Here is a 21,127-nt window from a genome sequence, read left to right on the forward strand (position 1 = left end):
GTGACGCGCCTGCGCCAGGCATGCTGCCACGGCGATACGGCGGCGCGGCCGCATGCACGCTTGCCTGCCTTCAGCTCTGGCGCTTTTTCAGGATGCTGATCTCCCCGGAGGTCTCCAGGATCGCCATGTCGATATCGGCATCGTCGCGGCAATCGGCCTTGCGTTTTGCCACCTCGAAATCGGCGTAGCTGACGTTGTGGCGGACCAGTTCCTTCCAGTAGATCTGCCCGCCACGCGCCAGCAGCGCCGGGGTGCCCTGCACCCAGGTATCGATCCGCCGGCTGCGCGCAGTGGCCATGCCCACCAGCCAGTTCAACACCAGCAAGGTGGCCGCCAGGATCATGCCGCCCAGCAACGAGACGTCTTCGCCGATCAGCGAGTTCTGCACTGCGGTTCCCAGCAGCACGATCAGCAGCACGTCGAATGGCGTGGATTGGCCCAGCGCGCGTTTGCCGGTCAGGCGCGTCAACAGCAGGACCACGCTATAGACCGCAACTGCGCGCAGCACGAACTCCCACCACGGCATGCCCAGGTGCATCATTTCGTAGAAGCGCACGCGTGTTTCCACGTCCAGCATCGTGTGTCCTGACCGGTTTGATCGATGGCGCACGCTAGTGCGCAAACGGTGAAGGGGCCGTGCTGTCGCAGCGTTACCGCGGCGGACCACTCGGCACCCCTCGTGCACCGCAGCACGGCTTTTCGCTAGCGATCCGTTAGCGTCTGGCCTGGACACACGGGGATGGCGGGCATGGGGACTGGAATCACACGTCGCGGGTTGCTGCTGGGTGCCGCGTCGGCAGCGTTGTCGGCACAGCTGCCGGTAGGGTTTGCGTTGCCGCGGCGTGCGGCCGCGGCGCCGGCCTTTATCGATGCGTTGATCGCGCGCATGAGCGTGGAGGAAAAGGCCGGCCAGCTGACGCTGTCCGGTTCGGCGCAGCAGACCGATGCGGCGGCGGCGGCCAATCCGGTCAACACCGTGCCCACCGCCGAGGGCCAGCTTGCCGCCGCGCGTGCCGGGCGGGTGGGCGGTATCTTCAATGGCTCCAATGTGCTGTGGCACCGGCAACTGCAGCAGGCCGCGCTGCAGAGCCGGCTGAAGATTCCGCTGCTGTTCGCCGCCGATGTGATCCACGGGTTCACCACGGTGTTTCCGGTGCCGCTGGCCGAGGCCGCCAGCTTCGAGCCGGCGCTGGCGCAACGCACCGCGCGCGCCGCCGCACTGGAAGCCAGCGCAGTCGGCATCGACTGGACGTTCGCACCGATGGTGGATATCGCACGCGATGCGCGCTGGGGGCGCGGCGTGGAAGGCAGTGGCGAAGACGTGCTGCTTGGCCGGCGGTTTGCGCAGGCACGCGTGCGCGGCTTCCAGGGCGAAGGACTGGATCATGCCGATGCACTGGCCGCCTGCCCCAAGCATTTTGCCGCCTACGGCGCCGCCGAAGCGGGCCTGGACTACAACACCGTCGACATCTCCGAGCGCAGCCTGCGCGAGGTCTATTTCCCGCCGTTCCAGGCCGCGTTCGATGCCGGCGCAGTGACCACGATGGCGGCGTTCAACGAGATCGCCGGCATCCCTGCCACGGCCAATCGCTGGCTGCTGAGCGAGGTGCTGCGCGGCGAGTGGGACTACCGCGGTCTGGTGGTGTCCGACTACACCGGCGATCTGGAGCTGATCGGGCACGGGGTCGCCAGCGATGCGCGCGAGGCAGCCAAGCTGGCGTTCCTGGCCGGTGTGGACATCAGCATGCAGAGCGGGCTGTACCTGCAGCATCTGCCGGCGCTGGTGGCCGCCGGCGAGGTGACCATGGCGCAACTGGATGCCTCGGTACGCCGCGTGCTGCAGTTCAAGGCCGCGCTTGGATTGTTCGACGATCCGTTCCTGCGCATCGTGCCGGCACGCGCACAGGCACGGCAGCGGCGCCCCGAAACACTGGCGCTGGCACGCGAGGCGGCACGCAAATCCATCGTGCTGCTCAAGAACGATGGCGAGCTGCTGCCATTGAAGACACAAGGGCAACGCATCGCGCTGATCGGGCCGATGGCGCGCAACTGGACCGACAGTGCCGGCCCCTGGAGCCTGTTCGGCGGCGACGACAGCGGCAACGACCTGGCCACCGCACTGCGCGCGCGGCTGCGCGACCCGGGCAGCCTGCAGGTGGTGCAAGGCTGCGACTTCGAACATGGCCTGCCCGGCGGCGTGCAGGCGGCCGTCACCGCAGCGGCATCCGCGGATGTGGCGGTACTGGCGATCGGCGAGCCGATGCGCTACTCCGGCGAAGCGCAGTCGCGCAGCGAAATCGTCATTCCCTCCGGGCAGCAATCGCTGCTGGCGGCTGTGGCGGCCACCGGCACGCCGGTGGTGGTGGTGCTCAGCAACGGCCGTGCGCTGGTGATCGATGGCCCGGTACTCAAGGCACCGGCGATCCTGGTCGGCTGGTTCCTGGGCTCGGCATCGGGCGCCGCGCTGGCCGACATCCTGTTCGGCGCGCACGGTCCGTCCGGGCGCCTGCCGGTGAGTTTTCCGCACACCGCCGGGCAGGTGCCCTATAGCTATGCGCACAAGCCCAGCGGCCGTGCCGACCCGCGCCCGGATGCCTTGCAACCGTTCAAGACCCGCTACCGCACCGCGCCCAATGCCGCGTTGTTTCCGTTCGGCCATGGCCTGACCTATGGCCGCATCGAATACGGCGAGCTGCGCCTGAGCGATGCACGGCTGGCGGCGACCGGCAACCTGCGCATCAGCGCGCGCATCCACAACCGCGGCACCCGCGATGCCGAGGAAGTGGCGCAGCTCTACATCCGCGACCGCAGCGCCAGCATCACCCGCCCGGTGCGCGAGCTGAAGGACTTTCGCAAGCTGGCGGTGCCGGCGGGCGGCAGCGCGGTGGCGGAGTTCGTGTTGCGCCGTGAGGACCTGCTGTTTATCGGCCAGGCATTGAAGCCGACGGTAGAGCCTGGCGTATTCGATCTCTGGGTGGCGCCCTCGTCGGAGGCTGAGGGCGTGTCTGCGAGCTTTGAATTGATGGGCTGAGTACGAATCGCGCTCGGAATGGCCCGACCAAGGAGATGGATTTACCGCATGTCCTGCTAGTGGTGAGAGTCCAGCGACTTCGGCTGACCCAGCTTTTGACTGAATTCCAATGCGGCTACGACGTGGCATCCCGGATGTCTTGCCCAGGCGTGGTTGAACAGGTGGGGGTAGATCAGCTGCAGAGCGGCTGATCTGTGACGTTGCTGCAGGGCCCTTGCCCGCCCACCATCGCAGGACACGCCGCAAGTACGTCCATGTAGGCTCTTACGCGGCATCCATGCCGCGTAAGGTCCCGCGACGGTAGGCGGGCAAGGACCAGTCAAGATGGTCGGTGCGCATGGACGCGCCGTGCCTGCCGTACGGCCCTGCGATGCGATGCGATGCGATCAGAGGCAGTACGGTCTGATCGGTTCTCTGCGATGCGAGCAATCTCGCTGCCATGCCGACATCGATTCACTCGTCATCGAAGGCACGTCTGGCCAACACGTTCCCGCCATCGCCACGACGTTCGAAAAGGGTTATTCGCCACGCTTATTCCCCGCGCAGCACCTGCGCCAGGAACGGCGCGGTGCGGCTGCCACGCTGCCGCGCGACAGCCTCCGGCGCACCGGCCACCACGACGGCGCCACCCGCACCGCCCGCGCCCGGCCCCATGTCCAGCACCCAATCGCTGCTGGCGGCCACGCGCATGTCGTGTTCGACCACGATCACCGTATTGCCGGCTTCCACCAGGCCTTGCAGCTGCCGCATCAAGGTATCCACGTCGGCCGGATGCAGGCCGGTGGTCGGCTCGTCCAGCACGTACACGGTGTCGCGTCGCTGCGCGCGTTGCAGTTCGGTCGCCAGCTTGATGCGCTGCGCCTCGCCACCGGACAGTTCGGTGGCCGGCTGGCCAAGCCGCAGGTAGCCCAGCCCCACTTCGCGCAACACCTGCAGCGGGCGCAACACGCTGGCATCGTCGGCAAAGAATGTGGCGGCCTGGTCCACCGTCATCTCCAGCACCTGCGCAATGGTGTGGCCACGCAGCGCGATCTCCAGGGTCTTGGCGTTGTAGCGCGCGCCGTGGCAGGTGGGGCATGGCGCGTAGACGCTGGGCATGAACAGCAATTCCACGTGCACCGAGCCCTCGCCCTCGCAGGTGGCGCAGCGGCCCTTGGCGACATTGAATGAAAACTGCCCCGGGTCGTAACGGCGGCGGCGCGCGGCCGGTGTGGCCGCAAACAACTTGCGCACCGGGTCAAACAGGCCCGTGTAGGTGGCCAGATTGGAGCGTGGCGTGCGGCCGATCGGCTTTTGATCCACACGCACCAGACGCCGCACCTGGTCGAGCCCGCCGACGATCGCGCCGCCCAGCGGCACCTGCGTGCCGCGCTCCAGCGGATCCAGCGCTTCGTCGTCCTCTGCCTGCGCCTGTCCAAGATGGGCGCCGAGCAATTCCACCAACGCCTGGCTCACCAGCGACGACTTGCCCGAGCCGGACACGCCAGTCACCGTGGTGAACACACCCAGCGGCAGGTCCACATCCAGGTCGCGCACATTGTTGCGGGTGATGCCGCGCAGCTGCAGCCAGCCGGTGGCCGCACGCGCGTGGCTGTGCACCTGCGGCGGGGTGCCGAACAGGTAGCGGCGCGTGGACGAGGCTTCCACCTGCTCCAGTCCCGCCGGCGGGCCGCTGTACAGCACCTGCCCGCCGTGCACGCCGGCCGCCGGGCCGACATCGACGATCCAGTCGGCGTGGCGGATCACATCCACCTCGTGTTCGACCACGAATACCGAATTGCCCGCGGCCTTGAGCTGATCCAGCGCGCCCAGCAAGGCCTGCGCATCGGCCGGGTGCAGGCCGGCCGATGGCTCGTCCATCACATACACCACGCCGAACAGCTGCGAGCGGATCTGCGTGGCCAGCCGCAGCCGTTGCAGCTCGCCCGGCGACAGCGTCGGTGTGCTGCGCTCCAGGCTGAGATAACCCAGGCCCAGCGCCTGCACCACGGCGATCCGCGCGCGCAGGTCGGCGGCGATGCGTTGCGCGGCGATCGCCTGCTCGGGATGCGTGTCGGCCTGCCTGCGCTTGTCGTTGCGCTTGCGCTGGCCATCGGCAGCTTCGGCAGCCGGGCGCAGCAAGTCGGCCACCTCGTCCAGCGGCCGCCGCGACAGCTCGCCGATGTCCAGGCCCGCAAACGTCACCGACAGCGCTTCGCGCCGCAGCCGCTTGCCGTCGCACTGCGGGCACTGCGTGCTGATCAGATACTGCGCCGCGCGCTTTTTCATCTGCGCGCTCTGCGTGGTGGCAAAGGTGTGCAGCACATAGCGCCGCGCACTGGTGAAGGTGCCCATGTAGCTGGGCTCCTCCTTGCGGCGCAGCGCGCGCTTGACCTCGTCCAGGCTGTAGCCGGCATACACCGGCACCACCGGTTGCTCGTCGGTGTAGAGGATCCAGTCGCGGGTTTTCTTCGGCAACTTGTGCCACGGCAGATCAACGTCGTGGCCCAGCGTGGTGAGGATGTCGCGCAGGTTCTGGCCATGCCAGGCACCCGGCCAAGCGGCGACCGCGCGATCGCGGATGCTCAGCGTGGGATCCAGCACCATGGTCGCTTCGGTCGCATCGTAGATGCGCCCCAGGCCGTGGCAGGTCGGGCAGGCACCGGCGGGGGTATTGGGCGAAAAGCCGTCGGCGTAGATGATGTCCTGCCCCGGCGGATAGCTGCCCGCACGCGAATACAGCATGCGCAGGGAATTGGAGATGGTGGTGACGCTGCCTACTGACGAGCGCGCACTCGGCGCGCCGCGCGCCTGCTGCAAGGCCACCGCCGGCGGTAGGCCCTCGATGGAATCCACTTCCGGCACGCCGACCTGGTCGATCAGGCGCCGCGCATATGGCGAGATCGAATCCAGGTAGCGCCGCTGCGCTTCGGCGAACACGGTACCGAACGCCAGCGACGACTTGCCCGAACCGGACACACCGGTGAACACCACCAGCGCATCGCGCGGGATGTCCACGTCCACGTTCTTGAGGTTGTGCTCGCGCGCACCGCGCACGCGCACCAGGCCGGAGGATGACGAGATTGGATTGGACATGACCACCAGACCGACATTCGACAACGCACTAGCCTAGCGCGGGACGCATGCAGCCGATGTCAGGGGCAACGGCCAGTGCTGCGGCGCCTGACGCTGATCGCCTTGACATGCGTCAATCCAGGGCCCTGCAGCAAACGCGCAGCGTCGAGAGCGCCCCACCGGTTGCGGGACACGCCGTGAACCCGTCCCTGGGGGCTCGGTGGCGGCATCCATGCCGCCACACGGTCCCGCAACCTGCAAGGGCACCGCACCAGGAAGGACACCGCACCAGGAAGTTAGTCAGCTATTTTATTGAAAGCGTTTCGCTCGGCTTGCGCAGGGAACTGGTCGGACGCACCTAATTCGAACAGCGCACGCCATGCCCTGCTTGTATACCGACCATCTCGACTGGTCCTTGCCCGCTCACCGTCGCGGGACCTTGAGCGGCATGGATGCCGCGCCAGAGCCTACATGGACGTACTTGCGGCGTGTCCCGCGATGGTGGGCGGGCAAGGGCCCTGCAGCCAACGCGCAGCGTCGAGGGCGCGGTGCCCTCACCGCTTGCGGGACACGCCGTGAATCCGTCCCTGGGGGCTCCGTGGCGGCATCCATGCCGCCACACGGTCCCGCAACCGGCAAGGGCACCGCACCAGGAAGGACAACGCAACAGGAAGTTAGTCGGCTATTTTATTGAAAGCGTTTCGCTCGGCTTGCGCAGGGGAACTGGTCGGACGCACCTAATTCGAACAACGCACGCCATGCCCTGCTTGTAACTGCGCATACCGACCATCTCGACTGGTCCTTGCCCGCTCACCGTCGCGGGACCTTGAGCGGCATGGATGCCGCGCCAGAGCCTACATGGACGTACTTGCGGCGTGTCGCGCGATGGTGGGCGGGCAAGGGCCCTGCAGCCAGGCCGCAGCCCTATCACCCAACAATCACGCATTCATTCAAGCTACCTACGCGGCATGGATCCCGCGTAAGCGCCTACAGAGACGTGTTCCGCGATAGCTGGCGGGCAAGGGCCCTGCTGCCAGGTCGCAGATCAGCTGCGTAAAACGCGATCAGCCCAGCGCGTGCGCCGGCACCGGCTGCTCGCCGGTCTCGGCCAAGGCCTGCATGCGTGTCACCACGCCAGTGAACAACCGCGCGGTGGCGGCATCGCGCGTGCGGAAGATCGCTTCCAGCTCGCCGTAATACCACAGCGTGCCGGCGCGCCCGGCGGTGAACACGTTGAAGATGTCCTGGCCCACATCCGGGTTTTCCAGGTCCTGCACGATGGTGCGCGCGTTATAGAGCTTGTCGCAGCCGGACACCAGCAGGGCGCGCTCGGGCGTGTTGCGCAGGTGGTCCAGATAGGCCAGCTTGCGTTCGCGCCAGTCGCGTTTGCGTGCGCTGTCGGTGTTGTCCACCTCGGCCTTGTCTTCGGCGGTGGCATCGGTGCATGCCATCACGATGTCGGCCACCGCATCGCCGAACTGCGCGCGGATCGAAGCTTCATGGCCGCCGCCGCAATCTTCCACCACATCGTGCAGCAGCCCGGCAATGGCCTGTTCTTCGTCGCCGCCGCATTCCAGCACCAGCGTGGACACCCCCAGCAAGTGGCTCAGATACGGAATCTGCGTGCCCTTGCGCACCTGCCCGGCATGGGCGATGCGCGCGTAATCCACGGCCAGGGCGTAACGTTCGGTGAGAGCGGTCATGGGGCGTCCGATGCGAGCGAGGAGGCATTATCGCCGAGCGCGGTGACGCGCCGGGTGAGGATGGCGCGAGGATGCGTGTGCAGACTCAATGACGCGGCGTTGCGGCCGATACCGCTAGGCTCACCCCACGCCGCACGATTGCCCAGCCATGCCCACGCTTCCCGTTTGCAACGCCTGCCGCGACGGCCAGGACTTTCCCACCGCCATCACCATGGCGTTCCAGCCGATCGTGGACGTGTCCACCCGCAGCATCTACGCCGGCGAAGCGCTGGTGCGCGGGGTCAATGGCGAATCGGCCGGCAGCATCCTGGCCGCCGTGGATGAGCGCAACCGCTACGCCTTCGACCAGGCCTGCCGCATCAAGGCGATCGAATGTGCCGCGCAGATCCCGCTGCCGGCCTTGCTGTCGATCAACTTCATGCCCAATGCGGTTTACAACCCCGAACACTGCCTGCGCGCCACGCTCTCGGCCACCGCGCAGTACGGCTGGCCACTGGACGCCATCATCTTCGAGGTCAGCGAACAGGAACACCTGGCCGAGCCGGCGCATCTGCTCGACATCATGCGCACCTACCAGGCACGCGGCCTGAAGACCGCCATCGACGACTTCGGCGCCGGCTATTCCGGACTCGGCCTGCTGGCCGACTTCCAGCCGGACCTGCTCAAGCTGGACATCGCCCTGGTGCGCGGCATCGACGCCGACCGCAGCCGCCAGGCCATCGTCCGCCACACCACCCGCATGTGCGAAGAACTCGGGATCGCCGTCATCGCCGAAGGCATCGAACACCCGGACGAATGCCGCGCCCTGCGCGACATGGGCATCCACCTGCAGCAAGGCTACCTGTTCGCCCGCCCGCAGATCGGCGAACTGCCGCAGGTGCATTGGCCAGACTAGGCGTCAGGCGCGCCACCACGCCAGCGTGTAGCTCCGCTGCGGCCCGGCAGCTGCCGGCGCACGCAGTGTGACGAGGCGTGGAGCCAACGACCTCAGATCGCGCGCACCGAGTGGTAACAGCCGGATGGCCAAGGAATGGAGGAATCGAGCCGCCAAAAGCACTCGCTCTTCCAATTCCCGATTCCCAACTCCCTATTCCCCAGCGCTGGCCAGCTCGGAAGCCGGCACCGGGTTGGCCTGATGTGCCAGGTACTGATGGATCTGCGCGACCACCGCCGCGCCTTCGCCCACCGCCGCGGCCACCCGCTTGACCGAGCCGGCCCGCACATCGCCGATGGCGAACACGCCGGGGCGGTTGGTTTCCAGCGGCAGGCAGGCCGGCACGCCATCCCCACGCGCGTTGCCGGTGACGACGAAACCGCGCTTGTCCATCTCGACACATTGCTGCAGCCAACCGGTGTTGGGGTCGGCGCCGACGAACAGGAACAGATGCCGCAACTCCACCCGCGTGGTCTGCCCGTCGGCGCGCGTGCGCAACACCGCCGCCTGCAGACCACGCTCCGGATCGCCCTCCAGCGCGGACACTTCGGTGCCGGCATGCAGCTGCACGTTCGGCAGCACGGCGATGCGGTCGATCAGATATTGCGACATCGACGATTCCAGCCCTTCGCCGCGAATGATCAGGTGCAGCTCCTTCACCCGCGGTGCCAGGAACGCCACCGCCTGGCCGGCGGAATTGCCGCCGCCCACCAGCGCCACCACCCCGCCCTCGCACAGCCGCGCTTCCACCGGCGAGGCCCAGTACGACACGCCATGGCCTTCGAAACGCTCCAGCCCGTCGATCTCCGGACGCCGGTAACGCGCGCCCGAGGCGATCACCACGGTGCTGGCCAGCAGCTGCTTGCCGTCGGCCAGATCCAGCTTCAGCGCGCCATCGTCGCGCCCGCATTCCAGCGTGCCGGCCTCGATCGGAATCGCCAGCTCGGCGCCGAATTTCAACGCCTGGTTGTAGGCGCGCCCGGCCAGCGCCTGGCCGGAAATACCGGTCGGAAAGCCCAGGTAGTTCTCGATCCGTGCCGAGGCGCCGGCCTGCCCGCCGATGGCGCGCTGGTCCAGCACCAGCACCGACAGGCCTTCGGACGCCGCGTACACCGCCGTCGCCAGGCCGGCCGGGCCGGCACCGACAATCGCCACGTCGTAGCGCTTGTCCGGGTCGATGTCCGGGGTCATGCCCAGGCAATGCGCTGCCTCGGCATCGCTGGGTTGGCGCAGCACCCGCCCGCTGGGGCACACCATCACCGGCAACTCCTGCTCCTGGATGCCGAAGCGCTGCACCAACGCGCGGCCTTCCTCGTTGGAGGCATCGATCACCGTGTTCGGGTACCCGTTGCGGGTCAGAAAGCCCTGCAACCGGGTCAGATGCGGATCGTCCGGCTCGCCGATCAGCACCGAGCCGGAGGCATCGCCTTCGATCAGGCCGACCCGGCGCAGGATCAACGCACGCATCACCACCTCGCCCACTTCGGCCGAGCTGATCATCAGCGCGCGCAGATGCGCGGTGTCGAACGGCAGCGCCAGGCAGCCCTGCGGCCCGGCACGTCCGCCGGCCAGCGACGCGCGCCCGGCGAGTTGACTCACCTCACCGGTGAACTGCCCGGGCGTGTGCGAGGTGACCGGCTTTTCGTTGCCCAGCCCGTCGCGCCGGACCACTTCGATGGCGCCTTCCAGCACCACCCACACCGGCGCGTGCGCATCGCCCACGTCGAAGACGATCTCGCCGGCAGCAAAACGCTGCGCCGGCCCGCTGGCAAAACGCCGCGTGATCGCCAATTGGCCCGAGTCCAGCTCGGGAAACATCTGATGGTGGCGGGTATCGGCCAGGGACATGGAGGGGCGACGCTGAGGGGGGAGTACATGCAAGCATGGCCAGCCGTGAGGGCGATGGCAATCACCCGAATGGGCCATGCCGGGCGCGACAGAGCGCGCATACGCGCGCGGCACGGGTGGGTGCGCCAGTGCGGTGTTCGCGCAGGCACAACGCATCACACAGGTGTCAGCGCATCGCACGCTCACCGGCGGCGATCGGCACGACCAGCCGCAACCGTGCGCGCAGAACGTAACTGACGCAGCCGCTGCGCTGGCCGCCAAGCGAACACGGCCCTGGAGCCGCTGCCGGTACGCAGCGCTCGAACGCTCCGATTGCTCCGATTGCTCCGGTTGCTCCGGTTGCTCCGGTTGCTCCGGTTACTCCTGTTGCTGCTGTTGCTCGGGTTGCTCTGGTTACTCCGCTTGCTCCGCTTGCTCCGCAGCATGCCGACAAACGTGCACCACGCCTTCTCAGCCACGCGCCGGTTGCAGCGGCTCCCAGTGCGGCCCGTGCTGGCCGGCGGCCATGCGCTCGGCCGGGCGCACGCGAAACACCACACTGATGCGCTCGCCCACCGCACGTGCGGTCTTGGCAATGCCGTGCTCGTGGCTCAGTTGCGAGGCATGACTCATCGCCAGCAGGCTCCCGGGCGCCAGTTCCACAGCGATCGCACGCGTGTTGCCGTCCTTTGCGCGCAGCTGCATCCGCCGCGTGGCGCCCAGCGACACCAATGCAATCGGATACGGCGCCAGCAACGTCTGCAGCTTGTCGTGATGCATCGCCACGCTGTCGCGGCCATCGCGATACAGATTCAGGCCCACGGCGTTGTACGGGGCAGGCAACACGGCCTGCACCGCAGCGAGCAGCGCCTGCAGCGGCAGCCCGGGCGGCAGCGGCGCATCCAGCCGATACGAGGCCAGCAGGCGCGGCACCTCGACCACACGGTCGTACATCTCGCGGCGCTGGCTGCGCCAGTCGGTCGCCTGGCGCAGCGCGGCAAAGCACTGCTGCGCCACGGCAGGCGCCAGCAGCTGCGGCCAATAGCGCACGCCGCCTTGCGCATCGTGCAGCAGCTGCACCGGCGCGGTGGGAGCATCGAACAGATCCATCGGGGTGATATGCGGACGGTTTGCGCGATTTCAGCAGCCGGGCGATGCGCTTGCCTGCGACCGGAGCAGTGCTGGTGCACGCTGTCTCGCATCTGCTGCAAGGCCTTGTTGCGTGCATCAGGGCAACCGACCTGCGCACCCGCAGCCTCCGGCGCGCAAGGCTGGCGACCACACGCGTCCAGCGCCCACCGCGGCCCGCGCACGGGTTAGCGAGCTCAACGATGCAGGCATGGACGCCATGCGATCAGGCCCGACAGCTGTGCTACGGTCCGGCGCTGCATCCGCCTGGAACCGTTCGCATGCAGCATCGCTCAATCGCCTTCTCTCCCCTGCGTTGGCTGGCGTTGCTTGCCGCCTGCGTCAGCTTCGCCGGCAGCGCGGCGCCACGCGCGGACGACGCGGGCTTCAGCGCGGTGGACCCGTTCATCGGCACGGGTGGCGAAGGCCACACCTATCCCGGCGCCACGCTGCCGTTCGGCATGGTGCAGCTGAGTCCGGACACGCAGATCAAGCCGCGCAAGGAGGCCTATGGCTGGGCCGCCGGTTACCGTCATGGCGACAGCACGATTGTCGGCTTCTCGCATACGCACTTTTCCGGCTCCGGGCATTCGGACCTGGGCGATGTCCTGCTGATGCCGCAAACCGGCCAGGTCAAGCTCGAACGCGGCGATGTCGCCACACCGGGCAGCGGCTACACCGCGCAGTTCGACCACGCCAGCGAGCAGGCGCAGCCCGGCTACTACGCGGTGACCTTGAAAGACCGCAACATCCGCGCCGAACTCACCGCCAGTGCGCGCGTGGGTGTGCATCGCTACACCTTCCCCAAGGGCACGCCGGCGCATGTACTGGTGGACCTGCGCACCAGCCTGTACGACTACCCCGGCAAGGTGCAGTGGTCGCGGCTGCGCGTACGCGGCGATGGCACCGTGACCGGCTTTCGCGAAACCCGCGGCTGGGCACCCGGCCGCCAGCTGTACTTCGCCATGCGCTTTTCGCGCCCACTCACCGCCACGCAGTTGCACGACACCGAGCAGGACGTCCCGTACAAGGGCTTTCCGCCGCCGGGCGAGAAGAACCCCGCGCAGCGCGCACAGATCGAAGGCCGGCAGCTGGTCGGCGTGTTCGACGTCGCCAACGATGGCACGCCGCTGGTGGTCAAGGTTGCGCTGTCGCCGGTCAGCGAGGCCGGCGCCATCGCCAATCTCGACGCGGAGGTGCCGGGCTTCGATTTCGACCGCGTGCGCGCCGATGCGCGCGCGCAATGGACACAGGCGCTGTCGGCGATCGACGCGCAAGGCACGCCGCAACAACGCACCCAGCTCTACACCGCGCTGTATCACACCCTGCTCGGCCCCACCCTGTTCATGGACAGCGATGGCCAGTACCGCGGGCCGGACAATGCCGTGCATCAGGCGCGTGGCTGGACCAACTACTCCACCTTTTCGCTGTGGGACACCTACCGCGCACTGCATCCGCTGCTGACCCTGGTGCAGCCGCCGCAACGCAGCAGCGACATGGTCAATTCATTGCTCGCCTCGCGCCGCGAGAGCGCCTACGGCATCCTGCCCGTCTGGGCGTTCCACGGCCTGGAAACCTGGTGCATGATCGGCTACCACGCCGTGCCGGTCATCGCCGATGCCTACATGAAAGGCATCGGCGGCTTCGATGCCGACGAAGCGCTCGATGCCATGGTCGCCAGCGCCAACTACGGCCCCTACGACGGTATCGCGCAGTACCGCGAGCTGGGCTACGTGCCCATCGACGAAGAAGGCGAAGCCGCGTCCAAGACGCTGGAATACGCCTTCGACGACTGGACCATCGCGCGCATGGCCGACAAGCTCGGCAAGCCCGCCATCGCCGCAGAATTCAGCAAGCGCGCCGGCAACTGGAAGCACGCCTTCGACCCGGCCACTGGCTACATGCGCGCGCGTACCCGTGCCGGCAACTTCCGCGAACCATTCGATCCATCCACTAGCGGCTACGGCAGCGACTACACCGAAGGCAATGCCTGGCAATACTCCTGGTATGTGCCACAGGACGTCGCCGGGCTTGCCGCCGCACATGGCGGCGACGACAAGCTGCTCGCGCGCCTGGATGCGGTGTTCGATGCCAAGGTCGACCCCAAGGTGTTCGCGCATATGGAAGACATCACCGGCCTGATCGGCTGGTATGCGCACGGCAACGAGCCCAGTCACCATGTCGCCTATCTGTACGCCTACGCCGGCCAGCCCTGGCGCACCCAGGCGCGGCTGACCCAGATCATGGACACCCAATACCACGCCGGCCCCGAAGGCCTGGCTGGCAACGACGACCTCGGCCAGATGTCGGCCTGGTACGTGTTCACCACGCTGGGCTTCTATCCGGTGGCACCGGGCAGCAACCAGTACATCATCGGCCGCCCGTTCCTGCCGCGCGCCACGCTCAAGCTGCCCAATGGCAAGCGCTTCAGCGTGATCGCCGATGGCCTGAGCAAGGCGCGCAGCTACGTCGGCAGCGTCACCCTCAACGGCCAGCCGCTGACCCGCGCCTACCTCACGCATGAAGAAATTCAGGCCGGCGGCGAACTGCGCTTCCGCATGCAGGCCACGCCGAACACGCAATGGGCCACCGATCCGGCGCAGCGGCCGTATTCGATGTCGACGCAGACGCGCTGAGTCAGTAGTGGATGCCCATGCGTAGCCCGCAGGCATCGCGCTCCACCACCGCCGGCAGGCTGCCGGCGGTACCTGCGGCAATGCGCTGCGCGCTCCAGCAGGCCACCAGGGCATCCAGCACATCGTCCGGCTTGGCCAGCGCACGCGGCACGCGCTCCAGCAACGCGGCCACCTGCCTGGCGCCATAGCACTGGCCCAGCAAGGCGGCGCGCTGTTGGTGGCCCGCGCTGCTCTTCTTGCCCGCCGCCAGGCCGTGCCCGCCGGCGAGCACGGCGAACGACACTTCCGGGTGCACCTCGAACACGCGCTCCGCCCACGCCGGATCGGCGCGCAAGGCATCGTCCCAGGCGCGAATCTTCGACAGCAGCGCAAACGACTGCACGCCAAAGCCACGCTGGCCGTCGTGATCCAGCACCCGATGCAACGCAGACGCTTCCACCTGCGTGGGTGCATGCAGCATGCCGCGCAAGGGCGCGGCAAAGATGCTGCATGCGCGGCGCCCACCCACAAAGCGCCGCGCCTGCACATCCGCAGCGCGGGGCGCGTGCTCGCTCAAGCCGATCGGAATGTCCACGCCCAGCACGGCGACGTCCCCAAATGCGCTCGCCACCGCGGCCACCGTGGGGTAGCCAGCAAACTGCAATCCATCGCCGGCCTGCCACACCGCCAGCCAGCCGCTGCCGGCGCCATCGATCCCTACACACTGCATTGCGGTCCTCCCGGTCGCGGCCTGCGTGCACGGCGCAGCAGCACCGCACGCACGCCATCTGCTTGGCGCGTTCACATCATGCACAACATTCGTTCACCCGCACGCATCGCCGTGGTTTCCAGACTGCACTGCATCGGCCGCAGCACGCTGCGGCCCTGCCATCCCCCACTGCAGGAGCCAGCGCATGCCCATCACCAAGAACCAGTACGAAATGCAGAACCCGCTCACCCAGTTTCCGCAGCCCAAGTTCCCCGAGCAGACCCAGGAAGCGCCGGGCACCATCCACGCATTGCAACCCAAGGCCGACCACGGCGAGCAGAGCTACCAGGGCTTTGGCCGCCTGAAGGGCCGCAAGGCGCTGATCACCGGCGCCGACTCGGGCATTGGCCGCGCCACTGCAATCGCCTACGCGCGCGAAGGCGCGGACATCGTGCTCAATTATCTGCCGGAAGAAGAACAGGACGCTGCGGAAGTGGTGAAGTTGATCGAGGCCGAAGGCCGCAAGGCGATCAGCATCCCCGGCGACCTGAAGGACGAAGCGTTCTGCAACGAACTGGTGGCACGCGCGGTCAAGGAGCTCGGTGGGCTGGATCTGCTGGTCAACATCGCCGGCAAGCAGACCGCGATGAAAGACATCGCCGACATCACCACCGAGCAGTTCGACGCCACCTACAAGACCAACGTGTACGCGATGTTCTGGCTGTGCAAGGCGGCCATCCCGCACCTGCCGCCGGGCGCATCCATCATCAACACCGGCTCGATCCAGTCCTACCAGCCCTCACCGACGCTGCTGGACTATGCCTCCACCAAGGCCGCCATCGTCAACTTCACCAAGGGCCTGGCCCAGCAGGTCGCCGACAAGGGCATCCGCGTCAACGCGGTCGCACCCGGCCCGGTGTGGACCCCGCTGCAGCCCAGCGGCGGCCAGCCGCCGGAAAAGATTCCCGAGTTCGGCTCGGAAACCCCGCTCAAGCGTGCCGGCCAGCCGGTGGAAATGGCGCCGCTGTACGTCATCCTGGCCTCGCAGGAATCCAGCTACGTCACCGGCGAAGTGTTCGGCGCCACCGGCGGTTTGTTGCTGTCCTGAGCAGCCCAGAGAACGCGTTTCCAGCCCAGCGCCACCAGGGCCCCGCCGATCGCTGCGTGCGCAGCGATCGGCATTTCTTCGGTGGCATTTCTTCGGTGGCATTTCTTCGGTGGCATTTCTTCGGCGGCGTTTCTTCGGTGGCGTCTTCGGTGGCGTTTCTTCGGCGGGTTTCTTCGGCGGGTTTCTTTGACGGCGTCTCTTCGGTGGCGTTCTTGGTACCGGCAACGGTATCGACGGGTGACGCATCAGTGGGACGTACACGCACGGTGGTCCGACCGGCGACGCAACGCTGGCTACGAGCACTCGTAAGCCCCCTTCTCCCCCGGGAGAAGGTGCCCGAAGGGCGGATGAGGGTACGCAATCTCTACTAAAACTCCGCCCACAGTTCGCGCTTACTGCATCACCACCGTCTGGATCGCATGCGCCGGGATCTCCAACTCACTGGACGCGGCGCCCACATACAGGTTGTAGCGGATCGCCACGTCGCTGGCATTCATCACCACCGTCGCCAGGCTGCCATCGGTATTGAGAAACGACGTCGTTGCCAGATTGCTGCGGCTGCTGGCCGCACTCACCCGCCGCGCACCGGGGCGGATGAACTTGGAAAAGTGGCCGATATACCAATAGCTCGGCGTATAGATCACCTCGCCGGTGCGCGTATCGGCATGCACCGGCGCAAAGCAGTAGTTGCCCACATGGTTCGGCCCGCCATGTTCGTCGAGCAGGATGTTCCAGTCCGTCCAGCCCACCGCCCCATGATTGAGGTCGTTGATGATGGCAGTGCCATAGCGCTCGCCGTTGGGCCAGTACTGCAGCTTTGCCGGGTCGAACTTTTCCACCGCCGCTTCGGTCAGCAACAGCGGCTTGTCCGGGTACGCCTGCGCCACCGCAGACACGTTCTCCACCATCGGCGCGAACCCGGCCCAGGTCTCGTACCAATGGAAGCCCATGCCCCACGCGTAGTTCGCCGCGTCCGGGTCGTCGAAGATCACGTGCGCGCGGTGCAGCATCATGTCGCGGTTGTGATCCCATACGATGATCTTGCGGTCGCCATAGCCCGCCTGCTCCATCGTCGGACCAAGATGATTTTTCAGAAAGTCGCGCTCTTCCTCGGCGGAAAACACCATCGACTCCCAGGTCTGCACCGCCATCGGCTCGTTCTGCAGGCTGATGCCCCAGATCAGGATACCGGCCTTTTCGTAGGCCGCAATGAAGCGCGTGTAGTAGGTGGCCCAGGCCTGCGCATACGCGGGCAGCAGCTTGCCGCCCTTGAGCATGTTGTTGCTGTCTTTCATGAAGGCCGGCGCGCTCCACGGGCTGGCAAATGTCGTCAATGTGCCGCCGGCCGCCGCGATGGCCTGGCGCAGCATCGGAATGCGATAACGCTCATCGTGCCTGACCGAAAAGCTCTTCAGTGCCGCATCGCCTTCCTTGATGTAGGTGTAGCTGCCGCTGCTGAAATCCGAGCTGTGGATGGTGGTACGCGCCAGCGTATAGCCGATGCCCTTTTCCGGGTCGTAATAGGCAGTGAGCAATGCGCGCTGCGCAGGCTTGGGCAGTTTGGCGAAGGTCTCGGCACTGGCATCGGTGATTGCCCCGCCGATGCCCAGCACCTCCTGGAAGCGCCGCTGCGGATTGACGAAGATGGAGTTCTCCTTCTCGGTCAACGCATGTCCGGCCCTGGGCGCATCGACAGTGCTGACACGCATCTGCTGCGTTGCGCCTTGGGCGGAGGTGTAAACGCGTAGTGCACCGACGGGTGCTGCTGGTGCAGCAGCATCCGCAACTGCAGCTTCCACCGTCTTCGATGCGGGCGTGGATGCAGATGCCGTCGATGCCGGCGCCGGAATCGGCGTTGTTGCTGTTGCTGCTGTTGCTACAGATGCCAACACCGTTTCAGTCGCAGCACCCCAAACTCCCAGAACCCCCACCATCGACCACGCAATCGCTCGCTTCACCGTGCACCCTCCCAGGTTGGTGACCAAGCCTAACCGACCAACGCGGCGCAACATCGCGCAACAAACGAGCGCAACCATGCATCCTTCCATCGCCGGACTTTCCCTTCTCCCCTCGGGAGAAGGTGGCCCGAAGGGCCGGATGAGGGTACGTCTGCCAAGAGTGCAACCCGCCCCCTGCAATCAAGGCAACAACCTAAACCCCAACTGGAAAGACAGCCCCACGACTCCAGCAAACGTATCCTCACCCCAACCCTCTCCCGCTGGACAGGGCTTTTGGTCTGCGCGCGGCATTACCGCGACGAGCGTCGATCAGCGGCGCGCTAACCGATCCAGAATCCCAGGCACTTCCAACCCAAGCTCCCGCGCCAAAAACCCCACCGGCCCGATCCGCTTGGCCAACTGCCTGCCCGCCGCCGCATGCACAAACACGCCCCATAGCGCAGCGCCCAACGCATCGCAGCCGCGCGCGGCAAAGCCGGCAATCAATCCCGCCAGGACATCGCCAGACCCGGACGTGCCCAACCCGGATGCCCCCCCGCGATGCATCCACAACGCACCATCCGGCCCGGCAATGAAACTGTCCGCACCCTTGACGATCACCACGCTGCGCAGCTTCTGCGCAAACTTCAGCGCGTACTCCCCCGGCGCCGCTTCCACCGCTGCCTTGTCGTCGCCGGCCAGGGTCGCCATCTCGCCCGCATGCGGCGTCAGCACGAACGGCCGCCCGATCGGCGCACGCAAACCGCGCGACAACGCACCGGCATCCAGCACCAAGGTGCACACCGCCTGCTCGGCAGCGCGCCTGACCATCGCCGTGGTGGTGGCCGACGACGCCATGCCCGGCCCGATCACTGCCGCATCGCAGGCCGCCATCGCCCCATCCAGTGCGCGGTGCCCGCGCACGATCTCGCCCTGGCCGTTCTGCGCCAGCCCCAGCACCAGCGCCTCCGGCACCGCCAAGGCCATGCCCGGCGCCACACTGGCGGCGGTGGCAATCTGCAGCTTGCCGGCACCGGTGCGCAGCGCCGCCTCGCCGGCCAGCAGCACCGCGCCCGGCACGCGCATCGAGCCACCCACGATCAACACGCGCCCACGCTGCTCCTTGTCGCCCCCCGGGGCCGGCAACGGCATCGACCGCAAGGCCGCGGCGGTGAGCATGCGCATGCGCGGGGCGGCCATCAGCGCGCCCCGGCCGGGCGGTCGGACTCGGTGGTCACCGGCTCGTCGGCCAGCTCCGGCGGCACGAACTTGGTACGCAGCAACTCCAGCGATTGCCCATCGGCCGCAGCCGCATACTCGGTGACGCCGCAATTGGGCACATCACCTTCGCGGTCGATGCCCAGGATGGTGGCCTCGTCCATCCGCTCGATCAGGTAGCGGAAGCAGTTGACGATCACCTGATGCCCCACGATCAGCACCCGCGCGCCCACATGGTTGCGCTGCAGGTCGCCCACCACCCCGCGCAGGCGGAAGATCACATCGCACCAGCTCTCGCCACCGGGCGGGCGGAAGTAGAACTTGCCCACCAGCTTGCGCTGCTCGGCCAGCTCCGGAAAGGTCGCAAGAATGCCGGCCGTGGTGTAGCGGTCGAGCACGCCGAATTCCTTCTCGCGCAAACGCTCGTCCACGCTGACCGACTCGGCCGGCTGCCCCAGCGCACGCGCCACCGCGGCGGCGGTCTGGCGCGCACGTATGTAGGTGGAACTCAGGATCAGCGTCGGGCGCTCCTGCTCGGGCAGGCCGGCCATCCACGCTCCCAGCGCCTCGGCCTGGCGCTCGCCAAGGTCCGACAACGGCACATCCGCATCGCGGTGCTCCAGGTCGATCAAGGCCGCCCCGTTGGACTCGGCCAGATCACGCGCCACGTTGCCCGCGCTCTGCCCATGCCGCACCACCCACAACCGCGCCGGCCACTGCGCCGAGACACCGGCTACCGCACTGTTCTCACTCACATGCTTCTCCTGCACAACGTCGACCTCACATGTCGCACAGCCGCCGTGAAAACATGGTCGACCAGCGCATCCGTGACCGGCGTTTCAATACGCACGCGCATCCATGACTGATGTCACAGCAACAAGCGAACGCAACGGACGACGAACGCCGCGCCGCTATACTGCAGCCCCCCACCGACCCGCCGCCCATGTCCAACGTCCTGTTGCTGCGCACGGCAAAAGAGCGCGAAGAACTGCTGCTGGAAGAGGTGCTGGACGCCACCGAGCAGTGCATCGACGCCATCGGCCTGGGCGCCACCAGTTTCGAACTGATCGCCGAGCGCGCCAGGGTCAGCTGCGGCAGCCTGCTGCAACGCTTCGAAGACAAGGACGCGCTGGTGCGCGCACTGCTGGAGCGCAACTACATGCGCGCCATCCGCCAGATGTGGCTGGTGGAACGCCCGGCCAACGTGCACGTGGTGGATTTCATCGCCGGCCTGCTCGAGGAATGGCTGCTGCAGGAAATCAACATCAAGCGCACCCGCATCGACCTGGAACTGCACCTGGCCACCCTGCGCGACCCGGTGCTGGCCGCCTTCATGCGCCGGCAGAGCGCATCGCTGATCGAACACCTCAGCGCCCTGCTCAAGCGCCTGCTCCGCGGCCACGCCGACCCGGCCAGCAGCGAACAGGAATTCCAGGCCCGCGTCTTCGCCGTCGCCGCCATGTGCGGCGGCCTGCATAGCGTGATGACCAGCGGCATGGAACTCAACCGCATGCATCTGCAGCTGATCCTGCGGGAGAGTCTGTCGGGGATTTTGAAGTCTGCGCCGGTGTAGCGTCAGCCACTTTCCGCCTGGTCTTCCAAACTCGCCGGCCACTGCATCTGCTTCAGCGCATGGGTCATCTGATCGGCAAGCAGCTCCAGACAAAACGCCAACTCGTCCATGCAGATGGCTGGCTGCCGCGCCTGCTCTTCGGCCTGCGTGCGTGGCTGCGCCAGACGCGCCAGAAAGCGCATGTGGTCGCGCAGTTGCTGCAAACGGTATTGCGCGCCTTCTGGCAGGTAGTAGCCTGGGTGTGAATGCATATCGCGTACAACGTCCGACATGGCCTGCTCCTCATTCCA

At 67.0% G+C, this 21,127-nt stretch carries 15 protein-coding genes; 5 read left to right on the top strand and 10 right to left on the bottom strand.

The features are described 5' to 3' along the window. Nucleotides 1–70: 70 nt before the first annotated feature. Nucleotides 71–577 (bottom strand): YetF domain-containing protein, encoded by a 507-nt coding sequence (locus EO139_RS15370; protein WP_119129198.1) that lies wholly within the window; start codon nt 575–577, stop codon nt 71–73. Nucleotides 578–748: 171 nt separating this feature from the next. Between EO139_RS15370 and EO139_RS15375 the strand changes: the two genes are divergently transcribed. Continuing rightward, complete coding sequence (locus tag EO139_RS15375; protein WP_126971346.1) at nt 749–3,031, top strand: glycoside hydrolase family 3 N-terminal domain-containing protein; 2,283 nt, start codon at nt 749–751, stop codon at nt 3,029–3,031. A 531-nt stretch (nt 3,032–3,562) separates the two neighbouring features. Here EO139_RS15375 and EO139_RS15380 read toward each other — a convergent pair. Together EO139_RS15380 and EO139_RS15390 are read right to left on the bottom strand one after the other, a co-directional pair. Further along, entirely contained in the window at nt 3,563–6,106 is a 2,544-nt protein-coding gene (locus tag EO139_RS15380; protein ID WP_126971348.1) for an excinuclease ABC subunit UvrA, read from the bottom strand. Between the two features lie 1,043 nt (nt 6,107–7,149). Continuing rightward, nucleotides 7,150–7,788 (bottom strand): HD domain-containing protein, encoded by a 639-nt coding sequence (locus EO139_RS15390; protein WP_126971350.1) that lies wholly within the window; start codon nt 7,786–7,788, stop codon nt 7,150–7,152. 148 nt (nt 7,789–7,936) lie between these two features. Between EO139_RS15390 and EO139_RS15395 the strand changes: the two genes are divergently transcribed. Then, nucleotides 7,937–8,683 carry an EAL domain-containing protein gene (locus EO139_RS15395; protein ID WP_104582379.1) on the top strand — a complete coding sequence of 249 codons (747 nt, stop codon included), beginning with the start codon at nt 7,937–7,939 and terminating at the stop codon, nt 8,681–8,683. A 192-nt stretch (nt 8,684–8,875) separates the two neighbouring features. On the opposite strand, the gene EO139_RS15400 is transcribed toward EO139_RS15395, so the two are convergent. Further along, a complete protein-coding gene (locus EO139_RS15400; RefSeq protein ID WP_126971352.1) occupies nt 8,876–10,570 on the bottom strand; it encodes an FAD-dependent oxidoreductase in 1,695 nt (564 codons plus the stop codon). 450 nt (nt 10,571–11,020) lie between these two features. Continuing rightward, nucleotides 11,021–11,659 (bottom strand): alpha-ketoglutarate-dependent dioxygenase AlkB, encoded by a 639-nt coding sequence (locus EO139_RS15405; protein ID WP_126971354.1) that lies wholly within the window; start codon nt 11,657–11,659, stop codon nt 11,021–11,023. A gap of 299 nt (nt 11,660–11,958) precedes the next feature. Here EO139_RS15405 and EO139_RS15410 point away from each other — a divergent pair, with 299 nt between their 5' ends. Continuing rightward, nucleotides 11,959–14,313: a GH92 family glycosyl hydrolase gene (locus EO139_RS15410; RefSeq protein WP_126971356.1), complete on the top strand. Its 2,355-nt coding sequence runs from the start codon at nt 11,959–11,961 to the stop codon at nt 14,311–14,313. A 1-nt stretch (nt 14,314) separates the two neighbouring features. Here EO139_RS15410 and EO139_RS15415 read toward each other — a convergent pair whose 3' ends face one another. Then, nucleotides 14,315–15,022, bottom strand: coding sequence for a DUF429 domain-containing protein (locus tag EO139_RS15415; protein ID WP_126971358.1), 708 nt, complete (start codon nt 15,020–15,022; stop codon nt 14,315–14,317). A 184-nt stretch (nt 15,023–15,206) separates the two neighbouring features. On the opposite strand from EO139_RS15415, the gene EO139_RS15420 reads away from it, so the two are divergent. Beyond that, the gene (locus EO139_RS15420; protein ID WP_126971360.1) at nt 15,207–16,109 is read left to right on the top strand and encodes an SDR family oxidoreductase; all 903 of its coding nucleotides are present in this window, start codon (nt 15,207–15,209) and stop codon (nt 16,107–16,109) included. 392 nt (nt 16,110–16,501) lie between these two features. Here EO139_RS15420 and EO139_RS15425 read toward each other — a convergent pair whose 3' ends face one another. The 3 genes from EO139_RS15425 to EO139_RS15440 form a co-directional block, all read right to left on the bottom strand. Further along, nucleotides 16,502–18,043 (bottom strand): glycoside hydrolase family 30 protein, encoded by a 1,542-nt coding sequence (locus tag EO139_RS15425; RefSeq protein WP_164739884.1) that lies wholly within the window; start codon nt 18,041–18,043, stop codon nt 16,502–16,504. 333 nt (nt 18,044–18,376) lie between these two features. Next, complete coding sequence (locus EO139_RS15435) at nt 18,377–19,246, bottom strand: NAD(P)H-hydrate dehydratase (protein WP_126971366.1); 870 nt, start codon at nt 19,244–19,246, stop codon at nt 18,377–18,379. After that, on the bottom strand, nt 19,246–20,034 hold the full coding sequence (locus tag EO139_RS15440) for a histidine phosphatase family protein (protein ID WP_104582371.1): 789 nt from the start codon (nt 20,032–20,034) through the stop codon (nt 19,246–19,248). Before EO139_RS15440 ends, EO139_RS15435 begins: the two co-directional genes overlap by 1 nt. A 173-nt stretch (nt 20,035–20,207) precedes the next feature. Here EO139_RS15440 and EO139_RS15445 point away from each other — a divergent pair, with 173 nt between their 5' ends. Beyond that, nucleotides 20,208–20,837 (top strand): TetR/AcrR family transcriptional regulator, encoded by a 630-nt coding sequence (locus tag EO139_RS15445; protein ID WP_104582370.1) that lies wholly within the window; start codon nt 20,208–20,210, stop codon nt 20,835–20,837. Between the two features lie 2 nt (nt 20,838–20,839). Here EO139_RS15445 and EO139_RS15450 read toward each other — a convergent pair whose 3' ends face one another. Continuing rightward, the gene (locus EO139_RS15450; RefSeq protein WP_126971368.1) at nt 20,840–21,109 is read right to left on the bottom strand and encodes a hypothetical protein; all 270 of its coding nucleotides are present in this window, start codon (nt 21,107–21,109) and stop codon (nt 20,840–20,842) included. Between the last annotated feature and the right edge of the window lie 18 nt (nt 21,110–21,127).

The organism is Xanthomonas sp. BRIP62411, assembly GCF_003993525.1.
In the GTDB taxonomy this organism is placed as follows: domain Bacteria; phylum Pseudomonadota; class Gammaproteobacteria; order Xanthomonadales; family Xanthomonadaceae; genus Xanthomonas; species Xanthomonas euroxanthea.

Coding starts and splice junctions, on each gene's coding strand:
- EO139_RS15450 (WP_126971368.1), bottom strand. CDS start 21,109: ATGTCGGACGTTGTACGCGATATGCATTCACACCCAGGCTACTACCTG.
- EO139_RS15415 (WP_126971358.1), bottom strand. CDS start 15,022: ATGCAGTGTGTAGGGATCGATGGCGCCGGCAGCGGCTGGCTGGCGGTG.
- EO139_RS15420 (WP_126971360.1), top strand. CDS start 15,207: ATGCCCATCACCAAGAACCAGTACGAAATGCAGAACCCGCTCACCCAG.
- EO139_RS15435 (WP_126971366.1), bottom strand. CDS start 19,246: ATGGCCGCCCCGCGCATGCGCATGCTCACCGCCGCGGCCTTGCGGTCG.
- EO139_RS15370 (WP_119129198.1), bottom strand. CDS start 577: ATGCTGGACGTGGAAACACGCGTGCGCTTCTACGAAATGATGCACCTG.
- EO139_RS15405 (WP_126971354.1), bottom strand. CDS start 11,659: ATGGATCTGTTCGATGCTCCCACCGCGCCGGTGCAGCTGCTGCACGAT.
- EO139_RS15375 (WP_126971346.1), top strand. CDS start 749: ATGGGGACTGGAATCACACGTCGCGGGTTGCTGCTGGGTGCCGCGTCG.
- EO139_RS15445 (WP_104582370.1), top strand. CDS start 20,208: ATGTCCAACGTCCTGTTGCTGCGCACGGCAAAAGAGCGCGAAGAACTG.
- EO139_RS15380 (WP_126971348.1), bottom strand. CDS start 6,106: ATGTCCAATCCAATCTCGTCATCCTCCGGCCTGGTGCGCGTGCGCGGT.
- EO139_RS15425 (WP_164739884.1), bottom strand. CDS start 18,043: ATGGTGGGGGTTCTGGGAGTTTGGGGTGCTGCGACTGAAACGGTGTTG.
- EO139_RS15390 (WP_126971350.1), bottom strand. CDS start 7,788: ATGACCGCTCTCACCGAACGTTACGCCCTGGCCGTGGATTACGCGCGC.
- EO139_RS15400 (WP_126971352.1), bottom strand. CDS start 10,570: ATGTCCCTGGCCGATACCCGCCACCATCAGATGTTTCCCGAGCTGGAC.
- EO139_RS15395 (WP_104582379.1), top strand. CDS start 7,937: ATGCCCACGCTTCCCGTTTGCAACGCCTGCCGCGACGGCCAGGACTTT.
- EO139_RS15410 (WP_126971356.1), top strand. CDS start 11,959: ATGCAGCATCGCTCAATCGCCTTCTCTCCCCTGCGTTGGCTGGCGTTG.